Raw genomic sequence first — 14,947 nt, 5'->3', positions numbered from 1 at the left:
AGTGCATACCAGTCCTTGACCGTGATCCGGTCGCCGGAGGCAGAAAGCCGCTCGGCCTCGCCATCGCGGCCGATCACCAGGCGCAGATCATTGCCATCGCGCTGCAGCATCACATCCTGGATGTCGATGCCGACGCCGAATTCCAGCGAATCGACACCTGCATTGCGTGCGATCACACCGTTGAGCGCGCCCTTGTGCCGACGCAGCACCTGCGCCTCATCATTCCAGTCGTTGTGGCTGATCCAGGTGGAACCGTCAAAATAGACGACGCCGTCCTTGCTGACCGTGCCATCGCCGTTGCGCACATAGCCGTTGACGTAGTCGCCTTTCTCCCAGACCAGATCCCAGTTGTCGACATAGTCGTCCATGACAATGTCGTCACCGTCGCCGCGCTGGTAGCGGAAGACGTCATCGCCTTCGCCGCCCACCACTTCGTCATTGCCGCGACCGCCGACCACCAGATCCGAGCCGGTGCCGCCGTACACGCGGTCATCGCCATCATCGCCGAACACCGTGTCATTGCCGGCCCCGCCCAGCACCTGGTCGTTGCCGGAGCCGCCCATCACCCAGTCCTGGTCGCCATCGCCGGCGACGAAATCGTCGCCCGAGCCGCCATTGCCGAAGTCGTTGCCGGCCAGGCCACGGATCTCATCGTTGCCCGCACCGCCGTACAGGAAATCCGCACCGTAGGTGCCCAGGATCACGTCCGAGCCACCGGTACCAATGATGTACGAGGTCATATCGCCGATGCGGATGTCCTCGCCATCGGCAAAGCGCAGCCACTCCACGCGGTGCGAGGATTCGAACCAGTCCTTGATGGTCAGTTCGTCACCGGTCAGCGTCGCATTGCCGGCGGCGTCATAGCTGACCAACGCGATGATCAGATCGTTGCCGGCACCGCTGGCCGACGAACGGCGCATCTGGATGTTCTGCAGGGACAGACCGGTGCCGAACACGATCGCATCCTCACCGCCCTTCACCGAGCCATTGACCTCGTATTCGCCACCGCCGGCCCAGTTGCGCGCCAGCTGCCCGTTGGCGATCTTCGCCAGTCGGTCGTTCAGGCTGTCACCGCTGCCGCGGATGGCACCTGCGCCCTCTTCGTCGTAGACCACATCGCGGCCGTCACCGAGCCGGAACAGGTACTGGTCGGAGCCACCACCGCCGAGCAGGCGCGCCTCGCCATTGGCACCGCGATCATCACCTGCGCCACCGGCAATGATGTCGCCACCCTCACCGCCCACCAGCAGGTCATTGCCGGCACCGCCTTCCAGCCAATCCGAGCCCGTGCTGCCATACAGGCGATCATCGCCGGCACCGCCGTCGAGGTAGTTGCCGTTGCCACCACGCGCAGCGATCGCCAGCGCCTGTGCGCTGGCATCACCGATGGCGAAGTTCACATTGCTGACATTGCCGGCGAACAGCACGTCGTTGCCGTCTCCACCGAACAGCCAGTCATCGAGCAGGCCACCCACCAGCGTGTCGTTGCCACTGCCGCCGAGCAGATCGTTACCGAGGTCACCGCCGCGGACCAGGTCATCGCCCGCGCCGGCATCGATGACGGCCGCGATCTCGATGCGATGTGTGGCCGAAGGGGTCTTGCCGTTGATCAGCAGCCCACTGGTGCTGGACAGCGTGGCACCAGTGACGATGATGCTGTCGTTGCCGGTGCCGCCGAGCATCCGGTCCTTGTCTGCGGTGACGATGGTGTCGTCCAACGAGTGAACCTCGTCTCCAGTCCAGCTGACCAGAGTGCGCTTTCGTCCTCCATCGGGATCGAGCGCCAATGTCATGTTGGAGGCGACCAGGCCAATACCATCTACAACGCCATCTGCCAGCTGATCAAGCCATGCGGCGAATCCTCCCGTCCAATCAGACGCTGCACGACGGTTGAGTCCAAGCTCTTCGACACGAACAAGGGTGATAGCCCACTGTGCGGCAAATCCGCTCTCGGGCGCTCCCGCAATCAGAGTATTTATTTCCCATGGAGACGCAATATATCGAGCGTAGTCGGTAGCAACGGCCATGTCGCCAAACAGATTGGTCGCACTGAAACTTGTCGGCGCATCCAGGCTGACAAGGTTCTTTCCAATGGCACGCTTGATGTAGATGTCTCCACCAATCATCCGATCAAGCAGATTGGACAACGCCCGCACCGTACCGTAGGAAATTACATCCTCGGCCTTGGAGGTGGTGAATGACGGCTCCGACCAATAGCGATACTTTTTGCCATACGTTCCATAGGTACCGCCATCTACCGTCGCGCCTGTTGCCAACCGGCTCCCGGAAATCTCCAGAACCGCGTTCATGGTGCCAGCGACCTGATTGGCAAGCAGCGTAGCTCCGATACTCACGCCGCCTGAACGGGCACGAACACCAGAAACGGCGAAGGTCGAATTTGCCTCGTCCCAGGTGACCGATGCCCAGGAGCGCGGCTTTCCGCTGGAGAACAGACTTCCAATCAATCCACCGAATATGTACCCCACCAACGCACCAATGGCAGCGCCGATGGGGCCCGCATAGGTCGTGCCAACGGCCTGCAGCAAAGCACTCCAGGTCTGCGCCATCGTCGCACCAACATAGGCGCCCACGGCGGAGCCGATCTGAGCACCCAGCTGTCCACCCACCGTTTCGAACTGGACGAGGCTGGCGCCCAGGCGGGCACCGATGTATCCACCGATTGCGGTAAACACCTGCCCCTTCGACAGACCATCTGTGATGCTGATCGTGGCGCCATCAGCAATCTTGATCGCGTTCTCAATGATCTGACCGAGTGAGCTTGCGGCAACAGTCTGCCCGAGCTCACCGAGGGTTCCCTTGATACCAAGCGAACTGATCAGTTCTGCCGTCAGGTAGGCAGAAACCGTACCAGCAGCGGCGCCCTGAAGGCTTGCTCGAAATTCGTCCGGGATATCAGAGAGCAGGTCCTGGATGCCCGCCCGGGTCACGACCTTCGTTCCACCTGCGGCTGCAATCTCGCCCAGATTCTTGCCCACCGTTTTCAACGTGGCCGAGGCAAGCACCTTCCACAGTGGATCGTTGATCTTCAGCGCAGAGGCGATCGCCCCGCCAATGGCCCCGCCCAATCCCCCAGCCGTGGTGATTCGCTGCAGGGTCGCCTCATCAACGGGAAGTTGAATCTGTGAAGGGTTTCGCGGCCTCTGCGAAACGTCACCCTTTCTATTGAAGACTCGCAAAGGCCCCCGTCCATCAGAAAATATGAACTGACCATCTCGACCACCGAAGTACAGTCCGTCTGCCTCAAGCGCCGCCTGGTTTCCGCCTAACGCCTCCAGGTCAATCCGAACGTCACCAGGCTGGTTTCCTGCGGGCATCTGCCGCTGCGCCGCCAGCTCGGTTTGGATGATGTACTCCAGCTGGGGACCCAGGTAGTAGTTCCGGTAATCGAGCCCACCGGATTGGCCGAGTCCAGTACCGGTACCGTCGTAGTAGCAGATTCCGAATCCCTCGATGTTCGGCGAGTCACTTCTGGACTCAATGGAGTAGTTGTCGCGCATGGTGATGCCCTGTGCGAGCTTGTAACTACCATTGGGCTCCTTGATGACGCATCCCGGCGGCATCGCCTTGTGCATCCTGGCCAGGAACGACTGCTGGTTGATGCCACTGTTGGAATTGAGTACGGCCTGTCCCCAGACCGCGTTCCATCCGCCGATCATCGCAACCGCCTCGTTATCGCGAGTAGCCTTGAGGTAGGCGGCCAGGATGGGCGTGTAGTCTCTGACACCCTTCACGATCGAGAGTGAGCTTACCTGCTGGTAGAATGTTTTGAGCGCCTTGGCGTGCTCGACTTGATAGATGCTATGCGCGGTTTCATGGCCAAGCACGAACGCCAGCGCGTCCAACGCAGCTTCACTTCCAGAATCGAACCGGTCGCGACTTATACGGATGACGCCGGAGCCAGCGCTGTAATGTCCTCCCTCTGTCGAACCGGCGGGAAGCAACTCGATCCCTTTCAACGTTCCATTCTTGGCGGACACGTTCAAACGAATCATGAGTTCGGGTGAACTCTCGATTGTCCGCCGAATGGTCTGCTCGGCCCTGGAGAACTGCCCCCCCTTTTGACGGAGGCTTTGCAGAACGGCTTCAAGCTCTTTGTTGATCGATGGCATGCTCAGAACTCCCGGGGACCGATGCTGATCGTTTCAACGCACTGATGGCGCTGACCATTGGTAGTGCTTGTGTATGTCCTGACCGCAACTTCCACGTTTCTGGCGCCGAGGTACCAGGTCTCGGGAAGCAGCGTTGATCTGACTGGCCCGCCCTTCATCCCGATGGCCCTGAGCCTCCGGGCAAACTGATCGGCATTGAACGTGCAGGTGTTCCCTGGCGTGGCAACGTAGGTGTCGAGGAGCGTTTGATAACCACCGTTGCGAAACTCGGTTTGCATCCAGAAGGACCAGCCTTCGACAGTGATCCCTTCCCCTCTGCCCGAAGAGGGCAAGCCTTCTCCACGCCGCCATCTGACCCTCATTGCCTGTTCCAGCGCACTCGGCGAGATGCCCTTCCAGTGTTCCCCTCCCTGACGGGCAAGCAGTGCAACCAGGCGTTCCTGCAGATCCACCGACCTCATCGAGGCGTGGTCTCGTGCCTGTAGGTGCCACGGGAGAAAAGCCAGTACAAGAATCAGACCAAGGAGCCGCATGGTTATACGGTCGCCATTTGAGACTTGAACGCCCTTTTTCATCGCTCCCTCCCCGCCTCCTGCACGCGCCGCGACAGCGGCGACAGCAGGTACTCGATGATTCTTCGATCACCGGTCTTGATCTCCGCCGTAGCGGCCAGACCCGGTGCCAGCGCACGGCGTCGGCCATCCACCTCGATCCAGGGCTGCAGCAGGCGCACGCGCGCCGGATAGCGCAATCCTTCCTTCTCGGTCTGCACCGCGTCACGGCCCACCGTTTCGACAACGCCATCCACCACGCCGTAGCGGGTGAACGGATAGGCCTCCAGCTTCACCTCCACTGGCTGCCCGTCGCGGACAAAGCCGGCATCACGGTTGGGCAGCATCGCGTCAACCACCAGTTCGCCGTCGTGCGGCACCAGCACCATCAGCGGGTCGGCCGGCTTCACCACACCGCCGATGGTGTGCATCTGCAGTTGCTGCACCACCCCGGTCACCGGCGCACGCAGCAGCGTATGTCCAGCCTTGTCATGGGCTTTCTTCAGCTCTTCGGTGCGCAGCACGCGCGCCGCTTCGGCCTCGGTCAGCGCATCCAGCGCCTCGCGTGCAAACTCGCTGCGGCTCTTGCTCATCTGCTGGCTGGCCGCCTGTTGCGCGGCGGACGCCTTGCGCTGTTCTTCGCGGCGGATCGCCAGGTCCTGGCGCATGCCGACCACCCGCTCCTTCACTTCGGCCACCTGCATCCGTGGCACGTAGTTATCGCGGCTCAGCTCCTCCAGCTTGTTCAGCTGGTCAGTGGCCAACGGCAGCTGCTCTTCCAGCTTGGCGATCTCGGCCAGGATCATGCCGTGCTCGCCGTCGCGCTGGCTGCGTTCCTGCTGCAGCCCACCGACGGTGGAATCGAACTCGCGCTGCTTGGCAGCTACCAGCGCCTGCTGGACAGCGGTGATGCCCGCAGGCGTCCCCTCCGGCGCGACGAAACGCCCTGTGCGTCCTGCCACGTGATCGACCACCGCCTGCGCGCGCGCGACGTCAATCTGCGCGGTCAGCAAGGCCTGGCGTGCCTGCTCCACTTCGGCCTGGCTGACGGTCGGGTCCAGCTCAAGCAGCGGCGTGCCGGCCTTCACCGATTGCCCTTCGACCACATGGATCGCGCGGACCACGCCCTGATCCGCAGCCTGGATCACCTTCACGTTGCCGCGCGGAATCACCTTGCCTTCAGCCACCGCGACCATGTCCAGGCGACCCAGGCACGACCAGACCAACGCAATGACCAGGAAGGCGATCAACAACCAGAGCACGGTGCGGCCGATCGGGTTCGGTGGTTTCTCCAGAATCTCCAGCGCAGCCGGCAGGAAGTCCGGTGCGGCCGAGCTGCGGGTGTCCGGCTGCGCGCGCTCCGCGCGCAGGCTCTCACGCAGGATGCCCAGGTGGTGCCTCAGTCCTTTCAACATGCGTGCTGTCCTTGGCTGGGCGCGCGATGGTCAGTTCAGCGGGGCCGCCACAGCGGGTAGACCCATCTGTTTGGTATAGAGCAGTGAATAGCGGCCACCCGCACGCAGCAGGTCCTCGTGCGTGCCGGTCTCGGTGATGCGCCCGCGTTCGAGGGTGACGATGCGATGGGCCTGGCGTACCGCCGACAAGCGGTGCGCGATGATGATCACGGTGCGACCGACGGACATGCGCTTGAGGTTGTCCTGGATGACCTCTTCGCTCTCGGCATCCAGTGCCGAGGTCGCCTCGTCGAAGATCAGGATCTTCGGGTCGATCGCCAGTGCACGCGCGATCGCCAGGCGCTGCCGCTGCCCTCCGGAGAGGTTGCCGCCACGTTCGTCGATGCGGGTGTCGTAGGCTTCGGGCAGTTCCAGGATGAAATCGTGCGCGCCGGCCAGCTTGGCCACTTCCACCACGCGGCTCATCGGCATCGCCGGGTCGGCCATGGCGATGTTCTCGCGCACGCTGCGGTTGAACAGCAGGTTTTCCTGCAGCACCACGCCCACCTGGCGACGCAGCCATGCCGGATCGACCATCGACAGGTCCACACCATCCACCAGCACACGGCCGCGCTCCGGGGTGTGCAGGCGCTGGATCAACTTGGTCAGGGTCGATTTGCCCGATCCTGATGGGCCGACCACGCCGAGGATTTCGCCCGGGGCGATCTCCAGGCTGACCGACGACAACACTTCCTGTCCCTCAGGGCGATAGCGGAACGACACATGCTCCAGCGCGATCCGGCCGTCCACGGCCGGCAGGCTCGCGCGCGACGGTGAGCTGGCCGGCTCAGTAGGAGAATTGAGGATGTCGCCCAGCCGCTCCACGGCGATGCGCGCCTGCTGGAAGTCCTGCGCCAGCTGCGCCAAGCGCAGTACCGGTCCGGCAACCTGCCCGGCAAGCATGTTGAACGCCACCAGCTCACCCACGGTCAGCTTGCCGTCGATCACCAGCCGCGCACCGAAGAACAGCAGCGCCACCGTGGCCAGCTTGTGGATCAGCTGCACGGCCTGCGAGCCCCAGTTGGCCAGCATGCTGGCGCGGAAGCTGGCCTGGATGTAGCCGGCCAACTGCTTGTCCCAACGGTTCTGCGCCTGCGGCTCGACCGCCAGCGCCTTGATCGTTTCCACGCCGGTCACCGCTTCGACCAGAAACGACTGGTTCTCGGCGCCGCGCACGAACTTCTCGTCCAGCCGGCGCCTCAGCATCGGCCCGACCACCATCACCACCACGGCGTACAGCGGCAGCGTGATCAGCACGATCAACAGCAATGCGGGGCTGTACAGCCACATCACGGCCAGGAACACGATGGCGAAGAACAGGTCCAGCACCACCGTCTGCGCCGACGAGGTAAGGAATTCGCGGATGGTCTCCAGTTCGCGTACGCGCGCCACCGAATCTCCCACCCGACGCGCCTGGAAATAGGCCAACGGCAGATGCGTGAGGTGCGAGAACAGCTTCGAGCCCAGCTCGGCATCGACGCGGCTGGTGGTGTGCGAGAACAGGTAGGTGCGCAGCCCGCCCATCACCACTTCGAACACCGAGACGACCAGAAGGCCCAGGGCCAGTACCTCCAGCGTGGTGATGCCCTTGTGCACCAGTACCTTGTCGATCACTACCTGGAAGAACAAGGGCGTGATCAGCGCCATCAACTGCAGGAAGAACGAAGCCACCAGCACATCACGCAACAGGCGACGGTACTTCATCAGCGCCGGGATGAACCAGCCCACGTCGAAGCGCTGCGCTGCGCCGGTGACACTTTCGCGCGTGGTCATCAGCAGCAGGCGACCGTCGAAGTCCTGCGAGAATTCACCGAGGGTCAGCGTGACCGGGCGCCCTTCGGCCGCCGCGTCGAAGCACAGGACGCTCTCTGCATCGGCCTTGAGCACGAGGGTGTAGCGTCCATCGGCCAGGCAGGCGATGGCGGGCAGAGGATGGTCACGAAGCGCCGTGACCCGCGCCTTCACCTCGCGGGCCTTGACGTCCATTCGTTTGGCCAGGCGCAACAGGTCTTGGGTGCCGATGCGGCCCTGGGGATGGCCGAGCTGATGCCGGAGCTGGTCCGGATCGGCGGGCCGATCAAGGAATCCCAGCAGGGCGACAAAGCATGCAAGCGCCCCACCGTCGTCCACGCACGGCACCTCCTGCAGATCGATCCCTGATCCGTTGCTGCCCACGTCAACTGCCTTGTTGTCCTTGGTGCGCGGACTCTAGGGCCAGGCAATGGCAGCTGTCTATCGGCTGAACTCACTTTTGTGCAAATCAGGTCAAAATGATAATTCCGTCACATTTTTTAACATCACTCCCGTTCATTCAGATGGAGGCGGGTCGCCAGGCTTAGGCCGACCTCATGGCATCATGATGGCTGCATGTTCCCTAACCGTTTCCATGACGATCAAAGGCAAAGCCACCTCCCTGGACATCGCCCACCTGGCCGGGGTTTCCCAGCCTACGGTGTCGCGGGCCCTGCGCGGCAGCCCGATGGTCAATGCCGAAACCCGCGAGCGCATCCTGCGCATCGCCCGCGAGCTGAACTACAAGGTCGACAAGAACGCCTCCAGCCTGCGCCTGCGCAATGCCGGCACCCTGGCCCTGCTGTTCTTCGAAGACCCGACCAACGACGACTCGCTGATCAACCCCTTCTTCCATTCGATGCTGGGGTCGATCACCCGTGCCTGCGCGCTGCACGGGCAGGACCTGCTGGTGTCCTTCCAGCAGCTGTCCACCGACTGGCAGGCCGATTACGAGGACAGCAACAAGGCCGATGGCATCATCCTGCTCGGCTATGGCGACTACCACGAGTCGCGCGACCGCCTGCAGCGGCTGGTGGAACAAGGCACCCACTTCGTGCGCTGGGGCGCGGCCCTGCCCGGCCAGCCGGGCGTGTCGATCGGCAGCGACAACTTCCAGGGCGGGCATGACATCACCGCCCACCTGCTGGAACAGGGCTGCCGCCGCATCGCCTTCCTCGGCCATGCCTCCAGCCATTACCCGGAATTCGAGGAGCGCTATCGCGGCCACGTCGAAGCGCTGCGTGCGCATGGCCTGGCCGCCGATCCGGCGCTGCAGCACGATGCGATCACCACCGAAGCGTCCGGTCATGAGGCGTGCTTGGCGCTGCTGGCCCAGGACCGTTCCATCGATGCGATCTGCGCGGCCAGCGACCTGATTGCCATCGGCGCGGTGCGTGCCCTGCGCGAGCAGGGCCTGCGGGTGCCGCAGGACGTAGCGGTGACCGGCTTTGACGACATCCCGCTGGCAGCTTCGGTGTCGCCGCCACTGACCACTGTGCAGCAGGACACCAAGCAGGCCGGCCAGCTGCTGGTGGAGAAGCTGCTGGCGCTGATCGGCCGGCAACCGGTGGAAGGCCAGAGCATTCCGGTGAAGCTGGTGGTACGCGAGTCATCGCTGCGCACCTAGCACTTTTGTAGTGCCGAGCCATGCTCGGCAGAATGCGTGAAACACACGGCCAACGGCAGCCGAGCATGGGCTCGGCTCTACAAGGCCTACAGCGCTATGCGCCGCCCGGCATGGCCGTACGTACCGCCATGCTGAACTCATCCAGCAGGAAAGGCTTGGCGATCATCGCCATGCCTTCATCGAGGAAGGCCGCGCGTTCCTGTGCCTTTTCCGCATAGCCGGTCATGAACAGGATCGGCAGCGCTGGCCGCGATTGCCGCGCGATTTCCGCCAGCTGGCGGCCGTTGAGTCCCGGCAGCCCGACATCGGTGACCAGCAGGTCGATGTTCTGCGCCGACGCCAGGATCGGGATGGCTGCATCGGCATCACCCACCACTTGGGCGTGATACCCCAGGTCCTCCAGCACCACCGTCACCAGCATCCGTACCTGCTCGTCATCCTCCACCACCAGGATGGACTGGCCGGCACCACGCCGTATCGGCTGCGAGACTGCAGGCTCGTCCTCCACCACGGCTTCCGACAACGGAATGAACAACAGCACCGTCGTGCCCTGGCCCAGATTGGACTGGATGGCGATGTGGCCACCGGACTGCTGCATGAAGCCGTACACCATCGACATGCCCAGGCCCGTGCCCTTGCCGATGGGTTTGGTGGTGAAGAAGGGCTCGAACGCGCGCTCGACCACTTCCGGCGCCATGCCGGCACCGGTATCGGCCACCGCCACCATCGCGTAGTCGCCAGCAGGCACAGCCCTGTATTGCCCCTCACGCACGCTCACCGCCGATGCGCGCAGGGTCAGATCACCGCCGTGCGGCATCGCATCGCGCGCGTTGATGGCCAGGTTCAACAGCGCGCTCTCGAACTGGTTGGCATCCAGCGTGGCGTGCAACGGCAGCGGTGAGGGCTCGGCACGGATACGCACGGCCTCGCCCAGCGTGCTGTGCAGCAGGTGCTGTACCGAAACCAGCAATGTGTTGATCTCCACCGGCCGCGCATCCAGCGACTGCCGCCGGGAGAACGCCAGCAGGCGCTGGGTCAGTGCCGCTGCACGCTGGGCCGAGGCGGTGGCGGTGTCGAGGAAACGTTCGAGGTCGTCGAACCGGCCCATGTCCAGACGCAGGCGCACGATGTCCAGCGCGGACAGGATGCCGGTCAGCATGTTGTTGAAGTCGTGGGCGATGCCGCCGGTCAGCTGGCCGATCGCTTCCATCTTCTGCGACTGCCGCAGTGCGGCGTCGCTGGCCTCGCGCGCCGCCATCTGCGCTTGCAGTTCACGGGTACGCTCGGCGACCATCGCCTCCAGCGCGTGCGCGTGCTGTTGGCTGCTGGCAAGGGCCAATTTGGCGGCGGTGATATCGGTAACGAACACATGGAAGCCGTCGATGCGGCCATCAGCATCGCGGCGCGGCGAGTAACGCACCTCGCAGTCCCGACGTCCGTGCAGGCGGTGCGGCCAGACAATCTCGAACACGGCCTCGCGGCCGGCCAATGCTGCTTCCATCGCCGGCCGACGCTGCTGCCACACCGCCTCGCCGATGACCTCGCGCACATGCCTGCCAATCACTTCGCCGGTAGCCAGATCGAACCAGCTTTCATAGGTCTTGTTGGCGAAGCGGAAACACAGCGCGCGGTCCACGAACGCGATCAGCACCGGCATCGCGTCGGCGATCAGGCGCAGCTCGGACTCGCTGCGCGCCAGTGCGGCGCGGCCATCGGCCAACGCAGTGACCTGATCGCGCACCACGAACTGCTTCGCGCGCGCACGCAGCGCACCCTGCACTGCGCTGAGCAGCGACATGCTGCCCAATGGCCGGTCCATCTCCACCACGTTGATCGAGCCGGGCAGCAAGGGTTCGCGGGTGGAACGCCGATAGGAACGCGCCGAGCGCAGCAGGATGAACGGAATGTCCGACCAGGCCGGCTGTTGCTGCAGCGCCTGCTGCAATACATCGCTGCCGCGTACCACCGCTTCCTGGGTCACCACCACCAGCCCGGTGCAGTCATCGAGTTGGCTGGCCAATACCTCCAGGCTGGGCGCGATGCCCGTTCTCAACCCCGCGTTGGCCAGCACCGCCGCGATACTGTCGGCGTCGCGGCCGAAGGGAGCAACGATGCGGACAACCGTGCCGCCATCATCGCTATCGGACATCGGACTGGCCCAGCAGTGCCGCACTGTCGCCGACGAATTCGGGCGTGCCGGTGAGGATGCCCTGGAAATCGGCCAATGCCGCGCTGACCGTGATACCCCGCCCGTCGATCTTCAGTTCGCGGATGGTGTCTTCGTGCGCACCGCCGCGGTTCTTGATCACCGAGATTGCTTTGCGGATGCGTCCCTTCGCTTCGAAGAAGCGGAACAACACCACCGCGTCGGCGATGTAGGACACGTTGAGGCTGCCGGTGGACATGGTGCCAACCAGGCCGTGTTGCGGGTTGATCAGGAAGGTCGCCACGCCCTTCTGGTTCAGATAGGACAGCATCTCGTGCAGCTGCAGCATCAGCTGTTTTTCCTGCGGCATGGCGGTCACATAGCCGTTGAGGCTGTCGATCACCAGCACGCTGCAGTTGCGCTCTTCCACGGCCTTGCGCAGGTTCCAGGAGAATTCGCCCGGCGACACTTCGGCTGGGTCCATCTGCAGGATCTCCAGCAGACCCGATTGCAGGTGCTTGTCCAGGTCGATATCCAGCGCGGAAGCGCGCGCCAGCAACGTGCCGACCCGCTCGTCGAATTCGAAGATACAGCTGCGCTCACCGCGTTCGCAGGCCGCCCACACGTACTGCAGTGCCACGTTGGTCTTGCCGCTGCCGGCCGGGCCGGTCAGCAGCGTGGAGGTGCCTCGCAACGGCCCACCACCCAACAGCCGGTCGATCTCCGCTACCCCGCTGCTGATGGGCGTTCCGACGAAACGGCCATGATGTTCGGAGGCGATCAGGCGCGGGAAGATCTGCACCCCACCACGACGGATCACCATGTCGTGGTAACCGGCGACGAAATCGACACCCCGCAGCTTCTGCACCTGCATCCGGCGCCGGGCGGGGCCAAAGTCCAGGGTGAGACGTTCCAGCGACAGCACGCCGTGGCACAGGCTGTGCAGCTGGCCATCGCGTTCATCGCCGGTGGACGTCAGGTCGTCCACCAGGATCACCGTGGCGCTCTTGGGCGCGAAGAACTGCTTGAGCGCGAGGATCTGCCGGCGATAGCGCAGCGAATCCTGCGCCAGCAGGCGCAGTTCGGACAGCGAATCGAACACCACCCGGGTCGGCCCGATGCTGTCCACCTTGGACATGATCAGGTTGACCGTCTCGTCCAGCTCCATTTCCCACGAGTGCAGCACCGACTGCAGGCGGCCATTGCCCATGGCCCCCTCGGCCGAGCCCAGCTCGAACAGGTGCAGCCCATCCAGCGACCAGCCGTGCGCCGAGGCTACTTCCCTCAGCTCTTCGGCGGTCTCGGAAAGGGTGATGTACAGGCAGCGCTCGCCGCGTTGCAGCCCCTCCAGCAGGAACTGCAGCGACAAGGTGGTCTTGCCGGAGCCGGGCGGGCCTTCCAACAGGTACAGGCGCGCCTGCGGCAACCCGCCGCCCAGAATGCTGTCCAGCCCCTCTACCCCGGTTACGATCCGCATGAGCGCCTGCATGGCAATGACAAAAGAGGGTCAGAGCCTAGCGACGCGGCTGTGGACGGATTGTGTGATCCAGGGCACCGCCGCCAACGCATTCAGGAAGATTTCACGGCCGTCGCTTCAATGCACCGGTGATCCGCAGTTAAGCTATTGCGGTGCGCTCCGTGCAGCACTCCCTCCCGCCAGGAGAAGGCCTTTGTCCTCCGCCAGCAGTTCCCACACCGCACCGGTGACGGCGGCGAACGGCGAGTTGCACCTGGGCTGAGGCTCACGCTGCCCTGCCCTCGCACCGGCAATGCCCTTCCGGGCAACTCGCTGTCGAGGTTCCCATGCTCATTCCCGCGTCCGCACACGACGTGCGCGCTCTGCTGTCCTGCACCGATACCGCTGAAGACGCTGTCGCCCCACCCGAAGTGATCGCCATGCTGGCCGACCTCACCGCCGCCATCGAGCCGCAGTTTGCTCCGGCCGCATGGCGGATCGTCGACGCCGGCCGCACGGTCGGCCTGCTGTCCCTGACCTGCACGCCGCAGGACGGTGTTCTCACCCTCGGCTATGGCATCGCTCCGGCCCACCAGGGACGCGGCCTGGCCGGCGCCGCATTGGCCGAGTTCGTGCAATGGGCGTGGACAGAGCCAGGCATACACGTGCTGGCGGCCGAAACCGCCGTGGACAACCTGCCCTCGCAGGCGGTGCTGTGCCGGAACGGTTTCCGCACGGCCGGCCGGCGCGTGGATGCCGAGGACGGTGTGCTGCTGTGCTGGCAGCTGGACCGCTGGCCAAAGGCACCATGACCAAAGGGGCATGACGCCGCCCCCGTTCAGCGCGATAAACAGCAGATCAACACACGGAAAGGTGTACGTCGCATGCTGAAGATCGATTCGCTGTCCAAGACGTACGCCAACGGCGTGCACGCGTTGAACGGGGTCACCCTGGATATTCCCCGCGGCATGTTCGGCCTGCTCGGGCCGAACGGCGCGGGGAAATCCTCGCTGATGCGCACCCTGGCCACCCTGCAGGAGGCTGACAGTGGCAGTGCCACCCTGAGCATTCCGGGTGAATCACCGATCGACGTACTGCGCGACAAGGACGCCGTGCGCCGCCGCCTGGGCTACCTGCCACAGGACTTCGGCGTGTACCCGAAAGTCAGCGCGCTGGACCTGCTGGAGCACTTCGCCGTGCTGAAGGGCCTGACCCAGCGTGGCCAGCGCCGCGAGGTGGTCGATGGCCTGCTGCAGCAGGTGAACCTGTGGGATGCGCGCAAGCGCAAGCTGGGCACCTACTCCGGGGGCATGCGCCAGCGCTTCGGCATCGCCCAGGCGCTGCTGGGCGACCCGCGTCTGGTGATCGTCGACGAGCCCACCGCCGGGCTCGACCCGGAAGAGCGCAACCGCTTCCTCAACCTGCTGGCGGCCATCGGCGAGAACGTGGCGGTGATCCTGTCCACCCACATCGTCGAGGACGTGACCGACCTGTGCCCGACCATGGCGATCATGAACAAGGGTCAGGTGCTGCTGACCGGCCGCCCCACCGATGCGATCGACGCGCTGCAGCAGCAGGTCTGGCGCAAGCAGGTGGATCCATCCGAACTGGCCGACCATGAGGCGCGCTACACGGTGCTGTCCTCGCGCCTGGTGGGGGGCCGTCCGGTGATCCACGTGCACAGCGCCAGCGACCCGGGCGATGGCTTCGCGCCGGTCGCACCCGATCTCGAGGACGTGTATTTCCAGCGCCTGCGCCTGCAGGCGCGTGCCCGTGCAGCCTGAGCGGAGTA

The 14,947-nt window shown here is 64.3% G+C and carries 9 protein-coding genes; 3 read left to right on the top strand and 6 right to left on the bottom strand.

Annotated features, from left to right (window positions below; translation table 11 throughout):
- The 4 genes from DBR20_RS05920 to DBR20_RS05905 all read right to left on the bottom strand — a co-directional run.
- A partial coding sequence (locus tag DBR20_RS05920; RefSeq protein WP_308812600.1) for a calcium-binding protein occupies positions 1-4,130 on the bottom strand: 4,130 nt, incomplete at its 3' end.
- A gap of 2 nt (positions 4,131-4,132) precedes the next feature.
- Positions 4,133-4,705 carry a hypothetical protein gene (locus DBR20_RS05915; protein WP_108265536.1) on the bottom strand — a complete coding sequence of 191 codons (573 nt, stop codon included), beginning with the start codon at positions 4,703-4,705 and terminating at the stop codon, positions 4,133-4,135.
- Positions 4,702-6,096: an HlyD family type I secretion periplasmic adaptor subunit gene (locus DBR20_RS05910; RefSeq protein WP_108265535.1), complete on the bottom strand. Its 1,395-nt coding sequence runs from the start codon at positions 6,094-6,096 to the stop codon at positions 4,702-4,704. Before DBR20_RS05910 ends, DBR20_RS05915 begins: the two co-directional genes overlap by 4 nt.
- A 30-nt stretch (positions 6,097-6,126) precedes the next feature.
- Complete coding sequence (locus DBR20_RS05905; protein ID WP_108265541.1) at positions 6,127-8,265, bottom strand: type I secretion system permease/ATPase; 2,139 nt, start codon at positions 8,263-8,265, stop codon at positions 6,127-6,129.
- Between the two features lie 256 nt (positions 8,266-8,521).
- On the opposite strand from DBR20_RS05905, the gene DBR20_RS05900 reads away from it, so the two are divergent.
- Positions 8,522-9,553: a LacI family DNA-binding transcriptional regulator gene (locus DBR20_RS05900; protein ID WP_108265534.1), complete on the top strand. Its 1,032-nt coding sequence runs from the start codon at positions 8,522-8,524 to the stop codon at positions 9,551-9,553.
- A gap of 94 nt (positions 9,554-9,647) precedes the next feature.
- Here the strand turns inward: DBR20_RS05900 and DBR20_RS05895 are convergent, their stop codons facing one another.
- Both DBR20_RS05895 and DBR20_RS05890 read right to left on the bottom strand, forming a co-directional pair.
- A complete protein-coding gene (locus DBR20_RS05895) occupies positions 9,648-11,702 on the bottom strand; it encodes a PAS domain-containing sensor histidine kinase (RefSeq protein ID WP_108265533.1) in 2,055 nt (684 codons plus the stop codon).
- Positions 11,692-13,188: an ATPase domain-containing protein gene (locus DBR20_RS05890; protein WP_108265532.1), complete on the bottom strand. Its 1,497-nt coding sequence runs from the start codon at positions 13,186-13,188 to the stop codon at positions 11,692-11,694. The genes DBR20_RS05895 and DBR20_RS05890 overlap by 11 nt, the downstream gene beginning before the upstream one ends.
- A 314-nt stretch (positions 13,189-13,502) precedes the next feature.
- On the opposite strand from DBR20_RS05890, the gene DBR20_RS05885 reads away from it, so the two are divergent.
- Both DBR20_RS05885 and DBR20_RS05880 read left to right on the top strand, forming a co-directional pair.
- Positions 13,503-13,967, top strand: coding sequence for a GNAT family N-acetyltransferase (locus DBR20_RS05885; RefSeq protein WP_108265531.1), 465 nt, complete (start codon positions 13,503-13,505; stop codon positions 13,965-13,967).
- 72 nt (positions 13,968-14,039) lie between these two features.
- A complete protein-coding gene (locus DBR20_RS05880) occupies positions 14,040-14,939 on the top strand; it encodes an ABC transporter ATP-binding protein (protein WP_100551784.1) in 900 nt (299 codons plus the stop codon).
- Positions 14,940-14,947: the final 8 nt, after the last annotated feature.

This window comes from Stenotrophomonas sp. HMWF023 (assembly GCF_003060985.1).
Taxonomy (GTDB): Bacteria; Pseudomonadota; Gammaproteobacteria; order Xanthomonadales; family Xanthomonadaceae; genus Stenotrophomonas; species Stenotrophomonas lactitubi.
The sequence above is the reverse complement of the archived record's forward strand: the minus strand, read 5'-3'. Positions and strand labels throughout refer to the sequence as shown.